This is a genomic window from Streptomyces sp. NPDC034049, from assembly GCF_055575575.1.
Map to the genome: position 1 here is coordinate 198,275 of NZ_JBVISJ010000005.1, position 19,035 is coordinate 217,309.

General features: G+C 72.4%; 19 protein-coding genes. 6 read left to right on the forward strand and 13 right to left on the reverse strand.

Annotated features, from left to right (window positions below; translation table 11 throughout):
- The coding region (locus ACZ52C_RS17090; RefSeq protein WP_469075475.1) for a hypothetical protein at positions 1 to 191 on the forward strand (191 nt) is incomplete at its 5' end.
- Positions 192 to 265: 74 nt separating this feature from the next.
- Here ACZ52C_RS17090 and ACZ52C_RS17095 read toward each other — a convergent pair.
- Genes ACZ52C_RS17095 through ACZ52C_RS17105 form a run of 3 tightly spaced genes read right to left on the reverse strand, consistent with a single transcriptional unit; the run spans position 266 to position 2,881 of the window.
- Positions 266 to 1,060: an energy-coupling factor ABC transporter ATP-binding protein gene (locus tag ACZ52C_RS17095; RefSeq protein WP_469075476.1), complete on the reverse strand. Its 795-nt coding sequence runs from the start codon at positions 1,058 to 1,060 to the stop codon at positions 266 to 268.
- A complete protein-coding gene (gene cbiQ / locus ACZ52C_RS17100) occupies positions 1,048 to 1,809 on the reverse strand; it encodes a cobalt ECF transporter T component CbiQ (RefSeq protein ID WP_469075477.1) in 762 nt (253 codons plus the stop codon). Before cbiQ ends, ACZ52C_RS17095 begins: the two co-directional genes overlap by 13 nt.
- A gap of 1 nt (position 1,810) precedes the next feature.
- Positions 1,811 to 2,881 (reverse strand): energy-coupling factor ABC transporter permease, encoded by a 1,071-nt coding sequence (locus ACZ52C_RS17105; protein ID WP_469075478.1) that lies wholly within the window; start codon positions 2,879 to 2,881, stop codon positions 1,811 to 1,813.
- A gap of 333 nt (positions 2,882 to 3,214) precedes the next feature.
- Here ACZ52C_RS17105 and ACZ52C_RS17110 point away from each other — a divergent pair, with 333 nt between their 5' ends.
- Both ACZ52C_RS17110 and ACZ52C_RS17115 read left to right on the forward strand, forming a co-directional pair.
- Positions 3,215 to 3,562: an SsgA family sporulation/cell division regulator gene (locus ACZ52C_RS17110; RefSeq protein WP_469075479.1), complete on the forward strand. Its 348-nt coding sequence runs from the start codon at positions 3,215 to 3,217 to the stop codon at positions 3,560 to 3,562.
- Positions 3,563 to 3,736: 174 nt separating this feature from the next.
- Positions 3,737 to 4,453 carry a histidine phosphatase family protein gene (locus ACZ52C_RS17115; RefSeq protein ID WP_469075753.1) on the forward strand — a complete coding sequence of 239 codons (717 nt, stop codon included), beginning with the start codon at positions 3,737 to 3,739 and terminating at the stop codon, positions 4,451 to 4,453.
- Here the strand turns inward: ACZ52C_RS17115 and ACZ52C_RS17120 are convergent.
- The 3 genes from ACZ52C_RS17120 to ACZ52C_RS17130 form a co-directional block, all read right to left on the reverse strand.
- On the reverse strand, positions 4,437 to 5,324 hold the full coding sequence (locus ACZ52C_RS17120) for an intradiol ring-cleavage dioxygenase (RefSeq protein WP_469075480.1): 888 nt from the start codon (positions 5,322 to 5,324) through the stop codon (positions 4,437 to 4,439). The genes ACZ52C_RS17115 and ACZ52C_RS17120 overlap by 17 nt on opposite strands.
- Positions 5,325 to 5,450: 126 nt before the next feature.
- Positions 5,451 to 5,768, reverse strand: a complete 318-nt coding sequence (locus tag ACZ52C_RS17125; protein WP_469075481.1) for a hypothetical protein — start codon at positions 5,766 to 5,768, stop codon at positions 5,451 to 5,453.
- A 56-nt stretch (positions 5,769 to 5,824) separates the two neighbouring features.
- On the reverse strand, positions 5,825 to 6,352 hold the full coding sequence (locus tag ACZ52C_RS17130) for a hypothetical protein (RefSeq protein WP_469075482.1): 528 nt from the start codon (positions 6,350 to 6,352) through the stop codon (positions 5,825 to 5,827).
- A 70-nt stretch (positions 6,353 to 6,422) separates the two neighbouring features.
- On the opposite strand from ACZ52C_RS17130, the gene ACZ52C_RS17135 reads away from it, so the two are divergent.
- On the forward strand, positions 6,423 to 6,887 hold the full coding sequence (locus ACZ52C_RS17135; protein WP_469075483.1) for a hypothetical protein: 465 nt from the start codon (positions 6,423 to 6,425) through the stop codon (positions 6,885 to 6,887).
- Positions 6,888 to 6,925: 38 nt separating this feature from the next.
- Here the strand turns inward: ACZ52C_RS17135 and ACZ52C_RS17140 are convergent, their stop codons facing one another.
- The 3 genes from ACZ52C_RS17140 to ACZ52C_RS17150 form a co-directional block, all read right to left on the reverse strand.
- A complete protein-coding gene (locus ACZ52C_RS17140) occupies positions 6,926 to 7,474 on the reverse strand; it encodes a DinB family protein (RefSeq protein WP_469075484.1) in 549 nt (182 codons plus the stop codon).
- An 80-nt stretch (positions 7,475 to 7,554) separates the two neighbouring features.
- Complete coding sequence (locus ACZ52C_RS17145) at positions 7,555 to 9,858, reverse strand: MMPL family transporter (protein WP_469075485.1); 2,304 nt, start codon at positions 9,856 to 9,858, stop codon at positions 7,555 to 7,557.
- Positions 9,859 to 10,017: 159 nt separating this feature from the next.
- Positions 10,018 to 10,623, reverse strand: a complete 606-nt coding sequence (locus ACZ52C_RS17150) for a TetR/AcrR family transcriptional regulator (protein ID WP_469075486.1) — start codon at positions 10,621 to 10,623, stop codon at positions 10,018 to 10,020.
- A gap of 316 nt (positions 10,624 to 10,939) precedes the next feature.
- Between ACZ52C_RS17150 and ACZ52C_RS17155 the strand changes: the two genes are divergently transcribed.
- Positions 10,940 to 14,299, forward strand: a complete 3,360-nt coding sequence (locus ACZ52C_RS17155) for a S41 family peptidase (protein ID WP_469075487.1) — start codon at positions 10,940 to 10,942, stop codon at positions 14,297 to 14,299.
- Between the two features lie 135 nt (positions 14,300 to 14,434).
- On the opposite strand, the gene ACZ52C_RS17160 is transcribed toward ACZ52C_RS17155, so the two are convergent.
- The 4 genes from ACZ52C_RS17160 to ACZ52C_RS17175 all read right to left on the reverse strand — a co-directional run bounded on the left by ACZ52C_RS17160 (position 14,435) and on the right by ACZ52C_RS17175 (position 18,202).
- On the reverse strand, positions 14,435 to 14,707 hold the full coding sequence (locus ACZ52C_RS17160; protein WP_469075488.1) for a hypothetical protein: 273 nt from the start codon (positions 14,705 to 14,707) through the stop codon (positions 14,435 to 14,437).
- A gap of 107 nt (positions 14,708 to 14,814) precedes the next feature.
- Positions 14,815 to 15,711, reverse strand: a complete 897-nt coding sequence (locus ACZ52C_RS17165; protein WP_469075489.1) for an SDR family oxidoreductase — start codon at positions 15,709 to 15,711, stop codon at positions 14,815 to 14,817.
- Positions 15,708 to 16,646 (reverse strand): alpha/beta fold hydrolase, encoded by a 939-nt coding sequence (locus ACZ52C_RS17170; protein ID WP_469075490.1) that lies wholly within the window; start codon positions 16,644 to 16,646, stop codon positions 15,708 to 15,710. The genes ACZ52C_RS17165 and ACZ52C_RS17170 overlap by 4 nt, the downstream gene beginning before the upstream one ends.
- On the reverse strand, positions 16,643 to 18,202 hold the full coding sequence (locus ACZ52C_RS17175) for a flavin-containing monooxygenase (protein WP_469075491.1): 1,560 nt from the start codon (positions 18,200 to 18,202) through the stop codon (positions 16,643 to 16,645). The genes ACZ52C_RS17170 and ACZ52C_RS17175 overlap by 4 nt, the downstream gene beginning before the upstream one ends.
- 157 nt (positions 18,203 to 18,359) lie before the next feature.
- On the opposite strand from ACZ52C_RS17175, the gene ACZ52C_RS17180 reads away from it, so the two are divergent.
- A complete protein-coding gene (locus ACZ52C_RS17180; protein ID WP_469075492.1) occupies positions 18,360 to 19,019 on the forward strand; it encodes a MerR family transcriptional regulator in 660 nt (219 codons plus the stop codon).
- Positions 19,020 to 19,035: the final 16 nt, after the last annotated feature.

A 19,035-nucleotide genomic window follows, 5' to 3' on the forward strand; every position in this document is an offset into this window, starting at 1 on the left:
GACTTCCAGGCCCGCAGCCCGTCCCCTTCCGGACCCGCAGCCCCGTCGCTTTCCGGACCTGCGGCGCCGTGGACTTCCAGGCCCGCAGCCCCGTCCCCTTCCAGACCCGCAGCCCCGTCGCTTTCCAGACCTGCGGCGCCGTGGACTTCCAGGCCCGCAGCCCCGTCGCTTTCAGGCCCTCAGGGGCCTGACGCGTTTAGGGGCGCGGGGAACTGCGCGAGAAGCCCCACGCACCCGCACCCGACGACGCACCCCCGACCCGGCCCTACCCCACACCCACCGACCGCGGATCGAACCCGAACGGCAGTTCCAGCCGATGCGCACGCATCAGCGCGTCGTCGACGAGGAGTTCCCCCGTCGCCCCGTCCGCCGCGATCACCCCCTCGCTGAGGATCAGCGACCGGGGGCACAGTTCGAGCGCGTACGGCAGATCGTGCGTGACCATGAGGACCGTGACGTCCAACGACCGCAGGATGTCGGCCAGTTCGCGCCGGGAGGCCGGGTCGAGGTTGGAGGACGGCTCGTCGAGGACGAGGATCTCCGGCTCCATGGCGAGCACCGTCGCCACGGCCACCCGCCGCCGCTGCCCGAAGGACAGGTGGTGCGGCGGCCGTTCCTTGAACTCGGCCATGCCGACCTGTTCGAGGGCCCGGTCCACCCGGGCCTCCAGTTCGGGCCCGGTCATGCCCGCCGCCGCGGGCCCGAAGGCCACGTCCTCCCGCACGGTCGGCATGAAGAGCTGGTCGTCGGGGTCCTGGAAGACGATGCCGACCTTGCGCCGGATCTCGGCCATGTGCCGTTTGCCGACGGGCATCCCGGCGACGGTCACCGTGCCCGCGCCCCCGGTGAGGATGCCGTTGAGGTGCAGCACGAGGGTGGTCTTGCCGGCCCCGTTCGGCCCGAGCAGCGCGACCCGTTCGCCGCGTCCGACGGTGAAGTCGACCCCGAACAGGGCCTGATGGCCGTCCGGGTAGGCGAAGGCGAGGCCGGCGACTTCGAGGGACGGGGGCACTTCGAGGGACGGGGGCACGGGGTTCTCGGACGCGGTCACAGGCTCCATCCCAGCAGACAGACGACGAGCGCGGCGACCGGGAGGGCGAAGGCGTACGACCACTGCGCCCGGGACGCGGTCACCTCGTCGATGACGGGCATGGTGCCCGCGTACCCCCGGCTGATCATGGCCAGATGGACCCGCTCGCCCCGCTCGTAGGAGCGGATGAACAGCGCCCCGGCCGTCTTGGCGAGCACCCCCCAGTGCCGTACGCCGCTCGCCTCGAACCCGCGTGACTCGCGCGCGATCCGCATGCGCCGCATCTCGTCGGTGATCACGTCGCCGTAGCGGATCATGAAGGACGCGATCTGGACGAGCAGCGGCGGCAGTCTGAGGCGTTGCAGGCCGAGCAGCAGCGCGCGGAGTTCGGTGGTGGAGGCGAGGAGGACGGAGGCGGCGACGCCCAGTGTCCCCTTGGCGAGGACGTTCCAGGCGCCCCACAGCCCGCTGACGCTCAGCGACATCCCGAGGACCTCGACGCGCTCGCCCTGCGCCACGAACGGCATCAGCACGGCGAACGCGACGAACGGGATCTCGATCAGCAGCCGCCGGAGCAGGAAGCCGGCGGGCACGCGGGCCAGGTACGCGACCACGCCCAGCAGCACGGCGTACAGCCCGAACGCCCACATCGCCTCCCGTGGCGTCGACACCACGACGACCACGAAGGCGAAGACGGCCGCGAGTTTGGTGTGCGGCGGCAGGGCGTGCACCGGCGAGTGCGCGTGCCGGTAGAGCTTGTGGACGTGGCCGGCGCCCATGTCAGGCGTTCTCGGGCACGGAGGTCGGGGACACGGCGGCGTCCTCGCCGGCGCGCCGCTTGCGGACGGCCCAGAAGATCCCCGTACCGGCGACGACGGTGACGCCGACGCCGATCACGCCCGCGAGGCCGCCGGCGAGGCGGGCGTCGGTGAGGCCCTCGACGCCGTAGTCGGCGAACGGGGAGTCGGCGGCGGCGTGCTCCTCGGCCTTGGCGTCGAAGCCCTTGTCGGCGGCGACCTTCTCCAGACCGTCGGGGTCGGCGGAGGCGTAGAAGCTGACGACACCGGCGAGGAGGAGCGAGGTGGCGAGCCCGGCGAGGAGCACCTTGCGGGTCGAGCGGGCCGCGGCCGGCGCGGGCGCGGTGGCCGGCCCGGCAGCGGGGGCGTCCACCAGCTCACCGTCGACCCGCAGCTTCAGCGGGGCGGTCAGGCCGCGGGCGCCGTGCACGAGGTCCGGGCGTACGGCGACGACGGCGCCGACCGTGGCGGCGGTGATCGCGGCCTCGCCGATGCCGATGAGGACGTGGACGCCGACCATGGCGGTGAGGACGGAGCCGATCGGCACGTCCGTGGTGCCGCCGATCGCGTAGACGAGGGTGAAGGCGGCGGCCGAGGCCGGCACCGAGACCAGGGCGGCGACGAAGGCGGAGGCGGTGATCGAGCGCCGCTTCCTCGGGAGGATCCTGACCAGCGCGCGGAAGACGGCGTAGCCGACGACGGAGGTGATCACCCCCATGATCGTGATGTTCACGCCGAGGGCGGTGAGGCCGCCGTCCGCGAAGAGGATGCCCTGCATGAGGAGCACCACGGACACGCACAGGACCCCGGTGTAGGGGCCCACGAGTATCGCGGCCAGGGCCCCGCCGAGCAGATGTCCGCTGGTCCCGGCCGCGACCGGGAAGTTCAGCATCTGCACGGCGAAGATGAACGCGGCGACGAGTCCGGCGAGGGGCGCCGTCCGCTCGTCCAGTTCGCGCCGGGCACCGCGCAGGCTCACGGCGACCGCTCCGGCGGCGACCACTCCGGCGACCGCCGAGACGGGGGCGTTGATGAATCCGTCGGGGACATGCATACGAGGGCTCGCTCTCCTGACAGGGGGCCGGGCCACCGGGTGGGGACGCGCTGGCTGGAACCTTACGATGATAGTGCCTTATTGCGATCCTCTTGCAAGAGCGCCTGTATACCGAATAGCCAAGGATTCGCCGGACGCTCCCCGATGCACCGCGCGCCCCGACGGCCGCCTCGTCGGCCCCCTTGTCGTGCCCTTCCAGCGCCCTCGCCGTGCCCGTGCAGTGCCCTTCCAGGGCCTCCGGGGGCGCGCGGCCGAAAATGTGCGACATTGGAGAGGCAGGGGACAGCGGATGCACAGCTTCTGCTTGTGTCACTCAGCGTGAGGAGCCGTTCGATGTCCGTCACCGTCGAGCAGTACGCCCGGGCCCATGTCGTCACGGACTCCCCCGAGGACCGGGACACCGTGCCGGTCGTCCTCCGCTACGACCCCGACACCGACGCCTCCGCCGTGCGCGTACGCCTGCCCGGCCCCGACGAGTGGACCTTCCCCCGCGAGCTTCTCGAACGCGGCCTGCGCACCCCCACCACCGCCGGCTCCGTGAGCATCTGGCCCTGCGGCCGGGTCCAGGCCGTCATGGAGTTCCACTCCACCGAGGGAGAGGTGGCGGTGATGCAGTTCGACACCAAGGCGCTGGTCCGCTTCCTGCGGCGGACGTACACGACCACGCCGGTGGCGCACTGAGCGGAGCGTTCGGAGCGGCCCCCTGGGTATGCATGTCGGCGACCGACGCGAAGAGCCGGATCGCCACGACCTGGGGGACTCATGACGGCGCGGAGGGACGACGCCACCGGTACGGGGATCACGACGGCCCCCGGTGAGGGGCTGGCACCGCCGTACACGCTCGCCGCGCTGTGGGTGGTGCGGCACGGACAGAGCACGGCGAACGTGGCGTACGAGGAGGCCGAGCGGACGGGCTCGACGGTGCCCCTGCCGGGCCGCGGCGCGGACGTCCCCCTCTCCGACCTGGGCCGCGCCCAGGCCGGGGCGCTGGGTGGGTGGTTGGCCGGGTTGGCCGGGGCGCGGGGAGTGCAGCCGGGCGGGCCGGAGTCGGCCCCGGATGTGGTGGTGTGCTCGCCGTATGTGCGGGCGCGGCAGACGTGGGAGGTGATGGCGGGGCATCCCGGTGTGGTCCCGCCACCGCTGCTGGTCGACGAGCGGCTGCGGGACCGGGAGATGGGGATCTTCGAGATGCACCCGCCGGCCGCGTCGCGGGCCCGCGCACCGGAGGAGGCGGCACGGCGGGCCCAGGCCGGCGAGTGGTTCTACCGTCCGCCGGGCGGTGAGGCGCTCGCCGATGTGGTGCTGCGGGTACGGGACTTCGTCGGCGAACTGGACCGCGTCGCGCCCGGCCGCCGTGTCCTCCTGATCGCCCACGACGCGATCGCGGTCGCCGTACGTCTCGTGTGCGCGGGGCTCGGCGCGACGGCCCCCGACCGGCTGCCGCCCGTCCCCAACGCCTCGGTCTCGCGGTGGGAGAACGACGGGCGGCGGCTACGGCCGGCGGGGTGGGGCGACACGACGCACCTCGCCCCGCCGGGACCGGCCGGCTACCCCGCTACACCGCCACGGTGAGCGTGGCCGTGTACCCCTTGTCGGTGCTGCCCTCGACGGTGGCGAGCTGCTGGTCGTAGCCGTCCCTGAAGATCATGTCGGTCTCCAGGGACAGCTCGCCGAGGTTCCGGACGCTGTCGCCGTAGCCGTCCGTCGCGTACACGGTGTCGCAGACGTCCTTGGGGAAGGCGAGCTGTGAGGTGACGGCGATGTCCCGGGTGGCGGTGGCGTCGTCGAGGCTGTCGTAGACCTCGAAGTGGATGTGGGGCCAGCGGCCGGGGTAGCAGCCGGGGAAGATCGAGGTGAAGGTGAGCCGGCCCTCGGCGTCGGTCTCCTGGACGCCGCGCAGGTAGTTCTCCTCGGTGACGCCGTCGGAGTAGAGGGAGTACCTGCCCTCCCGGTCGCACTGCCACAGGTAGACGGCCGCGCCCTTCTTCGGGGTGTCGCAGCCGGAGGACCGGTCGACGACCGTCAGCGTGATCGTCAGCGGGATGCCTTCGGCGACACCGTTCGAGGAGCCGACGCTGGTGGTGATGTCGCGCCGGACGACACCGCTCTCCTCCAGGACGTTCGGGCCGTTGGAGCCGTCGCCCGGGTACGGGCCGGCCGTCTCGCTCGGGATCACCTCGCAGTCGGAGCCGGAGGTGCCGGACGAGGAGGAGGACGACGAGCCGGAGGAGCCCGGGTCCGCGGCGGAGCCGCCGGAGTCGTCCGCGGAACAGGCCGCGACCAGCGGGATCATGCTCGCGCCGGCCAGCAGTCCGAGCATCCGGCGGCGGGCGAACACGGGCAGGTCGTACGAGAGCCCTCTGTCGAACTCGTCGTCGTGGTGGTGGTGGTCGTGACCGTGACCGTGCGTCCGACCGCCGCCGCTCTTGGGTGCTGTGCTCATCTACGGAACCGCGCTTTCCGAATGTTCCCGTCATGGAATGCGCGTGATGCTATGAGCAATTCCTGTGTGCTTCCCAGGCCTTCCCCATGAGGTGGGCGTCGGGCCGCGTCACCGAGCGGCCGCGCGTCACCGCGCCACCGCCGACAGCACCACGAGCGCGAACAGCACGACGGGCGTCACGAGCATCGTGGCCAGGTGGACGAGCCACGTCCGCGTCATCCGCAACACGGGGAACAGGACCAGCCCGCCGAGGAACCAGCACCCGTAGATCCGGCCCGCGAGCTGCCCCGCCTCGGTCTCCTCGGCCCGGGTGGTGGGCTCCGCGAACAGCGCGCCGACGGCCACCAGGAGCAGCACACAGCACAGGACCACGTTCCCGGCCCCGACCCCGACGGCGACCCGCCGGTCGGCACGTCCCCGTGACCGCATTCCGAAGGCGCTCACACTCTCCCCACCGCCCGCTCGACGTGAAGCCCGCATCCCTGGTCGCGAGCCCGCGCTCAGCCTCCCCGGCGTCGACGACGCTCCTGGACCAGACGCACGACCCAGCCGCCGACCACGAGCAACCCCGCGTAGACCGCGCACTGGACCCAGGTGAAGGGCGGATTCCGCAGCCGGCCGACGAGCCACAGGAGCACGAGGCAGACGGTCCAGTGGCTGATCCAGAGCAGGCCCTCCAGCCAGACCGGCAGGGTGTCCTCGTCCCGGACGGGCGGCCGGGGAGCGTCCCGGCGGAAGCCTCCGGCGCGGGCGTAGTGGGCCTGGCGGCGGCGCTCGAAGCGGCAGAAGAGCCAAATGGACAGGCCTCCGCACAGACCGACCGCCACCGCCCCCGGCAGCCGCGCCGGATCGTGGAACGCGGCCGACGCCCACCCGACCAGGCCGCCCAGCAGCACGCCGAAGACCACTCCGGCCGCCACCGGATGCCTGGCCAGGAACACCTGCGCCCGCGGAGGCGGTTCGGCCCCACCGTGGCTCCGGTCGAACCTCAGGAACGCCTGCCGCAGCCTCTCCGACCATCCCGCCACCCCCGCCCCACCCCTTCCGTGCCCCCGGCAGTCACTGACGTGGACCGTCGTCGCGTGATCAGCTTGGCGGGTGGAGACCATCATCGCCAGTGGCATAGCCGTGCTCGGAACGCTGCTCGGGTCGGGGCTGACGCTCGCCTTCCAGCAACGCGCCACCGACCGCACCCACGAGTTCACCCGCCGCGAGAAACTCCGTCAGGAACGCCTGGACGCCTACTCCCTGTACGCCGGCGCGCTGATCAACTACCGCCGCGCCCTGGTCCACTTGTGGTTCTGCGAGCACGAACAGCCCCCGCCCGAGGACCCCGACACGGTCCGCGTCCGCGCGTACGACCTGCGGTCCGCCGCGCAGGAGGCGCTGTTCCGCGTACAGATGCTCACGGCCGACGAGGAACTGGGCCGGGCCGCCGAGACCGTTCTCGCCGAGGTCACCGCCGTCCACAAGACCGACAGCAGGCCGGAGTTCGTCGAACGCCGGGTACGGACCCGAGACGGGATCGCCCACCTCATCAACACCGCCAAACAGCACCTCTAGGGGACCCCTAGCTGTCGACGGCCCCGCGCCCCTGCCCCTCACGCCCCCACCGTCCCGTCCACCCCCTCCCGCAGGAAGTCCGCGTGGCCGTTGTGGCGGCCGTACTCCAGCAGGACGTGGATCATGACCATGCGGAGCGAGACCTCCTCGTCCCAGCGCGGCTGGCGGCCGACGAGGTCCAGGGACTCCGCCTCCCGTTCGATGCGCCGCGAGGTCTCCACCTCCGCCTCCCACGCCCCGAACGCCTCCGCCCGCGTCGAGGCGCTCGCGTCGTACGCCGCCTGGAAGTCGATCTCCTTCGACCACACCATCGGCGCGTCGTGATCCTCGAAGACCCGGCGGAACCAGGCGCGTTCCACCTCCGCCATGTGCCGTACGAGACCCAGCAGGGTCAGCGTGGACGGCGGCATCGACCGGCGCCGCAGCTCCTCGTCCGTGAGTCCCGCGCACTTCATGGCGAGCGTGGCGCGGTGGTAGTCGAGGAAGGCGCGGAGCGTCTCGCGCTCGGTGCCCCGGTGGGGCGGCCCCACGCGGTCGTCACGGGTTCCCTGGGGGGTCTGCTGCGTCTGCTGCGTCTGTTCGGTCACCCGTCATGCTTACCCCGGCACGCGAGAGCCGGTGAGGGCGCCCGTCCCCACGGGCCCTCACCGGCGGTCCTTCCCACGCGTCAGAGGCGGACCAGCGTCCTGTCCTCGTCCTCGTCCTCGTCGTCCTCGGCCCGCTTCCCGGCCGCGTCGTCGTGCGCCCGCAGGCCCTCACCCTCGACGTCGACGTTCGGCAGCGCGCGGTCGAGCCACTTCGGCAGCCACCAGGCCTTGTCGCCCAGGAGGGCGAGGACGGCCGGGACGATGGCCATGCGGACGACGAACGCGTCGAAGAAGACGGCGATGGCGAGGCCGAAGCCGATCATCTTGATCATCGACTCACCGGAGCCGATGAAGCCGGCGAAGACGGCCATCATGATCGCCGCGGCGGCCGCGACCACCCGGGCGCTGTACCTGAAGCCGGTCACCACGGCCTGGTGCGGGTTCTCGCCGTGGACGTACGCCTCACGCATCCGGGTCACGAGGAACACCTCGTAGTCCATCGCCAGGCCGAAGACGACACCCACCATGAAGATCGGCATCATCGACATGATCGGGCCGGTCTCCTCGACCCCGATGAGCCCCGCCAGCCAGCCCCACTGGAAGACCGCGACCACGGCGCCGAGCGCGGCCAGCACGCTGAGCAGGAAGCCGAGGGCCGCCTTCAGCGGCACCAGGATCGACCGGAAGATCACGATCAGCAGGAGGAAGGCCAGTCCCACCACCAGCGCCAGATACGGGATCAGCGCGTCGGTGAGCTTCTGCGAGAAGTCGATGTTCATCGCCGTCGCGCCGGTGACCAGCACCTTCGCGTCCGTGTCGGCCGCCACGCCGGCGCCCGCGTCACGGATGGCGTGCACCAGGTCCTCGGTCTGCGTGGAGGACGGCTTGGACTCCGGGATGACCGTGATCATCGCGGTGTCACCGGCCTTGTTGAACGTCGCCGGGGTCACCGTCACGACGTCGTCGAGACCCTTGATCTCGTCGGTGACCGCGGTGGCGGCCTCCTTCGGGGACGCGCTGTCCTCGGCGTCGACGACGACCATCAGGGGACCGTTGAAGCCGGGCCCGAAGCCCTCGGAGAGCAGGTCGTACGCCCGGCGCTGCGTGGTGGACGTCGGCTGCGAGCCGTCGTCGGGCAGGCCCAGTTCGAGCTGGGTGGCCGGCAGCGCGACCGCCCCCAGACCGACCACGCCGAACAGCAGCACGGCGACCGGACGACGCACGACGAAGCTCGCCCAACGGGTGCCCAGACTGGGTTTGACCACGGCGGAGCCCTCGGTTGAGCCCTCGGCGGAGTCCACCGCAGCGCCCTTGCCCGCGCCCCCGGCGGAGCCCTTCCCCTTGCGCCGCCCCAGCAGTCCGCCCTTCTCGTCGGCCGGCCGGACCTTGCGGCCCGCGTAGCCGAGCAGCGCCGGGACCATGGTGAGGGCGATGAGGACCGCGACGACGACCGTGCCCGCCGCGGCGAGACCCATCTTGGTCAGCATCGGGACGTCGACCACCGCGAGACCGGCGAGCGCGATCACGACCGTGAGCCCCGCGAAGACCACCGCCGAGCCGGCGGTGCCGACGGCCCGCCCGACCGCTTCCTCGCGCTCCCGTCCCTCGGCCAGCTCGGAGCGGTAGCGGGAGACGATGAACAGCGCGTAGTCGATCCCGACCGCGAGGCCGATCATCAGGGCCAGCGTGGAGGTGGTGTCGCCGAGGTCGAACGCGCTCGCGAGGGCGGTGATCGTGGAGACGCCGATGCCGACACCGATGATCGCCGTCAGCAGCGGCAGCCCGGCCGCCACGAGCGAGCCCAGGGTGATGACGAGGATGACGGCGGCGATGGCCAGGCCGATGATCTCGCCGGCGGCGGCCGTCTCGGGCTCGGCCTGGAGGGCGTCACCGCCCATCTCGACGGTCAGCCCGGCGTCCTGCGCCTTGTGCGCGGTGGCCTCCAGCGCCTCCCGGGAGGAGTCCTTCAGCTCCATGGCCGGGACGTCGTAGGTCACCGAGGCGTAGGCGATCGTCCCGTCGCGGCTGACCGCCCTGGTGGTGAAGGGGTCGCTGACGGAGACGACCTCGGAGCCGTCGCCCAGTTCCGCGACGGTCTTCTCGACGATCGCCCTGTTGGCGGCGTCGGCCATCTTCTCGCCCTCGGGCGCCTTGAAGACGACCCGAGCGGTGGCACCGTCGGCGCTCATCCCGGGGTAGCGCTGTTCCAGCAGGTCGAAGGCCTTCTGGGCCTCGGTGCCGGGGATGGAGAAGGACGACGAGCCCGCGGCGGGCGCGGAGGCGGCGCCGACGCCCGCGAGCGTCAGCAGAGCCACCCAGACGAGGACGGCGACGTGTCGTCGCCGGAAGGCGAGTCGGCCGAGTTTGTAGAGGAATGTGGCCACGGGGCGTGCTCCCGTTCAGGTCGTGAGGTGCAGGAGGGCAGGACGGATCAGCCCGTGCCGTGGGGAGGAAGGAGGCAGGGCGGTGTGGGGCGGGGCAGGGGTGATCAGCCCGACGACGTGAGCGGTGGGTCGGACGGGTACGTGCCGAACTGCGGGGAACTACAGGGAGGTCGAGACGCCGAGAGCGGGGAGGACCACGGCGTCGAGGTACGACCGGAGGAAGCTCTGCGTGGGCGGCTGGTTCTCGATCACGCCCCGCGCGACGAAGGCGCCGACGAACATGTGCACCACGTAGTCGACGGCGGGGTTGTCCGGACGGACCTCACCCCGGTCGACGGCGCGCTGCACCACGCGGCGGATCTCCAGCATCTCCGGCTCGATGATCAGTTCACGGAAGGCCTTCAGCAGGTCGGGATTTCCGTGCACCGCCATGGCCAGACCCCGCATCAGCGCGTTGTTCTGTTCCATGGCGCAGTCATCGGTACTCATCACCAGAGCGTGCAGGTCGCCCCGCAGGGATCCGGTGTCGACCGAGCCGATGTCGACACCCGGCTTGTTGTGCCGCATCGCCTTCGCGACCAGCTCGGCCTTGCCGCCCCACTGGCGGTAGAGGGTGGCCTTGCTGGACCGGGTGCGGGCGGCCACGGCGTCCATGGTGAGGGCGTCGTAACCGACCTCGCGGAGCAGGTCGAGGACGGCCGCGTAGAGCTCGGCCTCGCGCTCGGGCGTGATCCGACTGCGGCGCGCCGTCGCGGTCTCAGTCATGTCACTCCCCTTGCTGCGGTTGCACGTTCGAGGACGACAGGCTACCGGCCGTGCGGCACGGCACGGGTGACACCAGCTGGACGCCCGCTCCCGAACGAAACGGTTTCGTACGCTTAACGATAGCGCGGGATCCGAAGAAAACGAAACCGTTTCGTACGTGCGGTGGCTCACGCAGTCGGTCACGGGCACGGCCGCCCGGTCGATCACCTGGTCGATCACCTGGTGGGCCGCCCGGTCGGTCATCCCGTCGGTCGCCCGGCAGTGGGTGCGGCGCGTAGAAGTTGCCGGTGCCTCCCGACCGGAAAAGCATGGGTGGGTGAGCGACAGCTACGAGCAAGGAACGCGCCGGGACTCCGGCTACCTCCGCCACCCCCACCTCAGCGGCGACCACCTCTGCTTCGTCGCCGAGGACGATCTGTGGCTGGCCCCGCTGGACGGCTCGGAGCGCGCCTGGCGGCTCACCGTCGACCGTACGAAGGTCGCCACTCCGCGCTTCTCGCCCGACGGACGGCACATCGCGTACACGAGCTGGCGGAGCATCCTCCCGGAGATCCATCTGATCCCGGTGGACGGCGGCGCCCCCTCGCGCCGGCTCACCCACTGGGGCAGCCCCGACACCGAGGTCCGCGGCTGGACACCGCCGAACCGGGAGGGCCGCTCGGACATTCTGGCCGTCGCCTCCCACGGCGAGCCGTTCTCGCACTTCACCTGGGCCTACAAGGTCGGCACGGACGGCGACCCCGGCCGCAAGCTCCCCTGGGGCCCGGTCTCCGACATCCAGTCCGCCGAGATCGACGGCGAGCGCCGCACCCTGCTGCTGACCGGCACGCCCCCGCACGAACCGGCCTCCTGGAAGCGCTACCGGGGCGGCGCCACGGGCCGCCTCTGGCTGCACGGCGAGCGGCTGCTGGCCGATCTCGACGGCCATCTGCACTCCCCCATGTTCGTCGGCGGCCGGATCGCCTTCCTCTCCGACCACGAGGGCGTCGGCAACCTCTACTCCTGCGCCCACGACGGCTCCGACCTGCGCCGCCACACCGACCACGACGCGTTCTACGCCCGGCACGCGGCGAGCGACGGAACCCGGGTGGTGTACCAGTGCGCGGGCGAGGTGTGGCTCGTCGACGACCTCGCCGCCGACGCCGTCCCGCGCCGGCTCGACGTACGGCTCGGCGGAGCGCGCACCGGGCGGCGGCCGTACCAGGTGCCGGCCGCGCAGCACGTCGACGGCATCTCCGTGGACGGCACGGGCCGCGCGAGCGCGGTCGTCGTCCGAGGCAGCCTGTACTGGCTGACCCACCGCGACGGCCCCGCCCGGACCATCGCCGACACCCCGGGCGTCCGCGTCCGGCTGCCGGAGATGCTGGGCTCCAGCGGCCGGGTGGCGTACGTGACGGACGCGGACGGCGAGGACGCGATCGAGATCGCCCACCTCCCCGGGGCCACCGGCCCGCGCGAGCCCCGCCGCCTCGCCTCCGGCGACCTGGGCCGCGTCCTGGAAGTGGTCTCCGACCCGCGCGGCGAACGCCTCGCCGTCGCCTCGCACGACGGCCGCGTCCTGCTGCTGACCGTGCCCGACGAGGTGGCCGCCGCCGCGGGGACCGAGGAGTCCGACGGCGAGGTCACCGAACTCATCACCTCCCTCAACGGCCCCGTCCGCGACCTCGCCTTCTCCCCCGACGGCGCCTGGCTGACCTGGTCCCACCCGGGCATCGGCCGCAGCCTGCGCCAGATCAAGATGGCCCGGATGAGGGACCGGACCGTCGTCGACGTCACCGGCGGACGCTTCGAGGACGAGAACCCGGTGTTCACCAGCGACGGCCGCTACCTCGCCTTCCTTTCCTGGCGCGGCTTCGACCCGGTGTACGACGTGCACACCGGCGACCTGTCCTTCCCGCTCGGCTGCCGCCCCTACCTGGTGCCGCTCTCCTCCGCCACGCCCTCCCCCTTCGCCCTGAACCCCGACGGCCGCCCGGTCGCCGGGGGCATGGACCCCACCGAGGACGAGAACACCGACGGCACGGTGACCGTGGAGACCGAGGGCCTGGAGAGCCGCGTCACGCCGTTCCCGGTCACCGCCTCCAAGTACTCGGCGCTGTACCCGGTCGCGGGCGGCGGCCTGGTCTGGCTGCGGTGGCCGATCTCGGGCGCCCTGGGCGAGACCTTCGCCAACCCGGACGACATGACCGGGCGCCCCACCCTCGAGTACTTCGACATCAGCAAGGCGAAGAAGTCCGAACTCGTCGAGCACCTGGACTGGTTCGCCGTCAGCGGCGACGGCTCACGGCTCGTGGTCGTGGACGAGGGCGACCTGCGGGCCGTCCCCTCCACCGAGTCCGGCGACGGCGACACGACCGTCTGGATCGACCTGCGGCGCATCCCGCACGAGGTCGACCCGGGCGCCGAGTGGCGCCAGGCGTACGCGGAGGCCGGCCGGCTGATCCGCGCGTACTTCTGGGACCCGCGGATGAGCGGCATCGACTGGGACGGCGTCCTCGCCCAGTACCGCCCGCTGGTCGAACGGGTCGCCTCCCCCGACGAGTTCGCGGACCTGCTGCGGGAGGTGCTGGGTGAACTCGGCACCTCCCACGCCTATGTCTCCCCCGCCCGCCGCAACGAGGGCCCGCCCCACTACCAGCGCCGCCAGGGCTTCCTCGGCGCCAACTTCGTCCGCCGGGGCGACGACTGGACGATCCGCCGCATCCTGCCCGGCGACTCCTCCGACTCCAAGGCACGCTCGCCCCTGGCCGGCACCGGGATCCGGGAGGGCGCGGCCCTCACCCACGTCGACGGCCGCCCGGTGGACCCGACGACGGGCCCGTACCCCCTGCTGGTCGGCGCGGGCGGCACCACGGTCGAGCTGACGTTCACCCAGCCCGCCGCGCCCCACCCGTCCGAGGACGGCCCCGAGGACCCCGCCGACACGGGCCTGGAGGACCGCCCCCGCCGCATCGCCGTGGTCCCCCTCACCGACGAACGCCCCCTGCGCTACCAGGACTGGGTCGCCAAACGCCGTGAGGTCGTACGGGAGTTGAGCGGCGGCCACTGCGGCTATCTGCACATCCCGGACATGGGCGGCTCCGGCTGGGCCCAGTTCAACCGCGATCTGCGCATGGAGGTCTCCCGGCCCGCCCTGATCGTCGACGTGCGCGGCAACGCGGGCGGCCACATCAGCGAGCTGGTGGTGGAGAAGCTGAGCCGCACCATCCTGGGGTGGGACCTGACGAGGAACGCCCAGCCGGTGTCGTACGCGTCGAGCGCCCCGCGCGGCCCCGTCGTCGCCCTGGCCGACGAGGCGACCTCCTCCGACGGCGACATGATCACCGCCGCGTTCAAACTGCTGCGGCTCGGCCCCGTCGTGGGGCTGCGCACCTGGGGCGGTGTCGTCGGCATGACCGGCCGCCACCAGCTCGGCGACGGCACGGTCATCACGGTCCCGATGAACGCCGCCTGGTTCGACGCGTACGGCTGGACCGTCGAGAACCGCGGTGTCACCCCGGACCTGGAGACCCTCCGCACCCCGCTGGACTGGGCCGAGGGCCGCAACACCCAGCTGGAGGCGGCGGTCGGCCTGGCCCTGGAACTCCTGAAGTCCCACCCCCCGGCGAACCCCCCGGACTACACGGGCGTCCCGAACAGGGCCCGCCCCGAACTGCCCCCGAGACCGAGTTCGTAGGACCCCGGCCCGGCCCCCCGGGGGCCGGGCCGTCGCGAACACCGAGTCAGTCGCCGCCGGAACGCAAGAACGCGGGGCACTCTCCGGTGGAGGAGAGTGCCCCGCGGGTCACACGGCCGGGGCCGGGTGCGGGTGTCAGACGTCGAAGTCCTGGCGGACGCGGTCTTCCTCGTCCCGCATCAGGCGCTCCGACTCCTCGTCACGCCGCCGCGCACCGCGCTCCGGCTGCCCGTGCTCGCGCTGCGGCCGGCCGTGCTCACGCTGCGGCTGACCGGGCTGCGGCTGACCGGGCTGCGGCTGACGCTGGGGCTCGCGCTCACCAGGCCGCTGAGCCCGCTGCCGCTCCTCCGGCGACTGTCCGGCCTTCCGCTTCAGCTGCTCAGCCTTGTCCTGGAACTGGTCCTTCATGCCCATGTGGTTTCACTCCCGTTTCGGGTCAGGGGATCGGGCCTCGACCAGACAAACACGCACGAACACACCACGCATGTCGATCAGTGACGCTCGGTGACACACGGCTATCGCCGCTCCGGCGCCCCCACCCCGCGCGTCCGCTCGTCGGCCGCCCCACCGGCGCCCACCAGCCCCTTGGCCACCTCGCGCAGCCGGGGCTCCATCCGCCGCACCTCGCGCGGCGCGAACGTCCCTATGAGCGCCGGGAGATACCCGCGCACGCCCTGCATCCCGCGCAGCCACCACTGCCCGTACACATGGCTGGAGCGCCGCTCGATCCCGGCGACGAGCCGGTCCACGGCCGGCCCCAGCGGATACGTCTTCCCGGTCGGCCACGGCAGCCGCTCCCGCAACTCCCGCAGCGCCTCGTCCTTGTCGGCCCCGCGCACCATGTCCGTGTCGGTCCAGGACAGATACCCGACCCCGATCCCCACCCCCTGATGCCCGACCTCGGCCCGCAGACAGTGCGCGTACGCCTCGACGCCCGCCTTGGACGCGCAGTACGCCGTCATCATCGGCGCCGGGGTGATCGCCGCGAGGGAGGCGATCTGCAGCAGATACCCCCGGCTCTCGATCAGCGCCGGCAGGAACGCCCGCCCGGTGACGGCCGATCCGACGAGGTTGACCTCGATGACCCGCCGCCAGGAGTCGGGGTCGGAGTCCACGAACGGCCCGCTGTTGGCGACGCCCGCGTTGGCGACGACGATGTCGACCCGCCCGAACCGCTCCTTCACCTCCGCCGCGACCCGCGTCATCGCCTCGTGGTCGGTCACATCGGCGTGCCAGTACTCGCTCTCGCCGTACAGCCGCTCCGAGACCCGCTTCAGCTCGTCCGGTTCGAGGCCGACGAGCGCGACCTTCACCCCCCGCACCGAGAGCTTGCGCGCGAGGAGTTCCCCGACGCCCCGCGCGGCGCCGGTGACGACCGCGACCCGCCCCTCCAGGGTGCTGCCGTTGCTCATGCGCCCGCCTCCTCCAACTCGTCCCGTCCAGCACGTACGTACATCGCCACCAGCTCGCGTATGCGCGCGGCGACCGCTTCCGGTGCCTCCACCGGTGCCATGTGTCCGACCCCGGTCAGCTCGCTCACGCCCACGCAGTCGGGCAGCGCGGCGGCCAGCGCCCGCGCGTGCACGGGCGGGGTCATCCGGTCCGCGGTGCCCACCACGACGGCCGTCGGCGCCGTCAACCGCCGTACGCCGTCGTCGAGATCGAGCGAGTCGAGGACGTGCGACCAGGCGTGCCGCACCCTGGCCGGGCACGCGTGCACGATCCGCGCGCACGCCTCGACCATCACCGGCGACGAACCGGGGCCCATCGTGGCGTACTTGAGGATCCGCCGGGCGACCGGCGTGACCGGCCCGAGCGGCGCCCGCGACCCGAGGACCTTCCGGGTGAGCCAGGTCCGCAGGCGCCCCGGCCGCAGCGGCACGACCAGCGACTCGTCGACCAGCTTCGAACTGCCCGTGCTGCACAGCAGGACGGCCCCCGCGTGCTCCTGGAAGCCCGGCCGCCCGGCGGCGGCCATCAGGGTCATCCCGCCCATGGAGTGCCCGGCCAGCACCGCCTTCTCGCCCGGCGCGAGCGTCGCCGCGAGCACCGCCTCCAGATCGTCGGCGAGTCCGTCGGCGGTGCACACGGCGGAGGCGGGACTGCGGCCGTGGCCGCGCTGGTCGTAGACGACGACCCGGTGGTCGACGGCGAGGTCGCGGACCTGCGCCGCCCAGTAAGCCGTCGAGCAGGTCCAGCCGTGCACGAGCACCACCGTCGGCGCGTCCTCCTGGGGGCCGTGCACCTCGACGTGCAGCCGCGCCCCGTCGGCGGACACGGCCGCCAGCTCCCGTACGGCGACGGGCGGCGCGTAGGGCCCGTGCTTCACATGGGTCAGTCGGGTCACGCTCCGGCCTCCACCTTCTCCGCGTCCGTCGCCCCGGCGACGTCCTTCGTACCCGCCGGGGCCGGCCGCAGCACCTCGTACTCGCTCAGGTCGACCCGCCGGGTCGCGCCGCGGAACTCGGTGGTCGTGCCCGGCCAGACGGTCGTGTTGCGCCCGCTCGCGTCGAGGTACCAGCTGGTGCAGCCCCCGGTGTTCCACACCGTGCGCTCCATGCGCCGCTGCACCCTCCGGGTCCAGGCGTCCACGGCCGCGGGCCGGGCGTCGAGGGCCACCCGGCCGCCCAGCACGTCCAACTGCCGTACGTAGTCGGCCATGTAGTTGAGCTGGGACTCGATCATCAGGATCATGCTGGAGTTCCCGAGACCCGTGTTGGGTCCGATGATCGTCATCCAGTTCGGGAACCCGGCCGCCGACGCTCCCCTCAGCGATCGCATCCCGCCGTCCGCCCAGCTCTCGGCGAGCGTGCGCCCGTCGGCGCCCACCACCCGGTCGGCGATGGGCATGTCGGTGACATGGAACCCGGTGCCGAAGACGATCGCGTCGACGTCGGCGGCGGTCCCGTCGGCGGCGACGAGCGTGGAGCCGTCGACCTTGGCCAGCCCGGAGGCGACCACGTCGACGTTGGGCCGCGTGATCGCCGGATAGTAGGTGTTGGACAGCAGGATGCGCTTGCAGCCGATGCGGTAGTCCGGCGTGAGCCGGGCGCGCAGCTCGGGGTCCTTGACCGCCCGCGTCATGTGCCGCTTCGCCAACCGCTCCACCAGGCCCAGCTGGTTGGGCCGCTTGGTGAAGGCCTGCACCTGCAACTCCCGTACGCCCCACAGCAGTCCGCGCCGGGCCCGGGCGGTGAGCGGCAGCTGCTTGTGCAGCCACTGCTCGGCCGCGCCGATGCCCCGGTCGACGCGGGGCAGCACCCAGGGCGGGGTCCGCTGGAAGAGGGTCAGCCGGCCGACCTCGGGCTGGATCGCCGGCACGATCTGGATCGCGGAGGCGCCCGTGCCGATCATCGCGACCCGCTTGCCGCGCAGGTCGTAGCCGTGGTCCCAGCGGGCGGAGTGGAACACCTTGCCGGGGAAGGAGCCGAGTCCCGGCAGCTCGGCCTCGGTCGGCACCTTCGGGTCGGAGAGCGGCCCGGTGGCGGAGACGACGAAGTCGGCGCGCAGCGGCCCGGCGCTGGTCTCGATGTCCCAGCACAGCCGCTCCGCGTCCCAGGCCATCCTCGTCACCTCGGAGTCGAAGCGCAGGTGCGGCCGCAGTCCGAAGACGTCCGTCACATGCTCCAGATAGGCCCGGATGTGCTCCTGCCCGGAGAAGGCGCGCGGCCAGGGGAAGTCGGGCGCGAACGAGAACGAGTAGAGATGGGACGGCACGTCGCATGCGCACCCGGGATAGTCGTTGTCGCGCCAGGTGCCACCGACCGATCCCGCCCGTTCCAGGACGACGAAGTCGGTGATCCCCTCGCGCCGCAGCCGTACGGCGGCCCCGAGCCCGCCGAACCCGGACCCGATCACCGCCACCCGCACATGCGGCCCGTTCCCGCCCTTGTGCTCGCCCATCCGGTACCTCCACGCCTCATCGCGTGCGCACACCGCGTTCGCACCTACACGTCCGCGCCAGTAATCACTGGCGCAGTGGGAGCGTAGGGCAGGACCGTACCGATGGGTAGGGGTCGGGCGCTCTGGAGTTACCAGCGGTACGACATAGGCTGCGCGGGTGGCAGAAGACGGCGAGCGACACGAGTACCGCATGGAGGAGCTGGCCGAGGCGGCCGGCATCACCGTACGCACCCTGCGCTTCTACCGGGAGCGCAAACTGATCCCGCCGCCCCGCCGCGAGGGCCGCATCGCCTGGTACGACGACACGCATTTGGCCCGGCTGCGCACGATCGCGGCCCTGCTGGAGCGCGGCCACACCCTCAGCGGCATAGCGGAGCTGGCGGAGGCCTTCGACGAGGGCCGCGACGTGGGCGACCTGCTCGGCCTCGGGGCACCCACCGAGGAGGTGCCGGTCCGTCTCACGCCCGAGGAACTCGCCGACCACTTCGGCGACCAGGCCACCTCGGAGAACCTCGCCGCCGCCCTCGACCTCGGCTACCTCGCCACCGACGGCGGCGACATCGTGCACATCAGCCGCCGCCTCCTCGAGGTCTCGGCCGCACTGGTCCGCGAGGGCGTCCCCCTCGCCGACGTCCTCAGCGCCGGCCGCCGCGTCCGCGAACACGCCGACGCCCTGGCCACCCTCTTCACCGACCTCATCCTCACCCAGCCGGGCCGCACCCCCGAGGACCTCCACCGCCTGCGCCCCCTGGCGAAGAGCGTGGCGGAGGCGGAACTCTCCCTGGCGCTGGACAGGCGGTTGCGGGAGCAGCCGTAGGCGGCTGCGGGTTAGG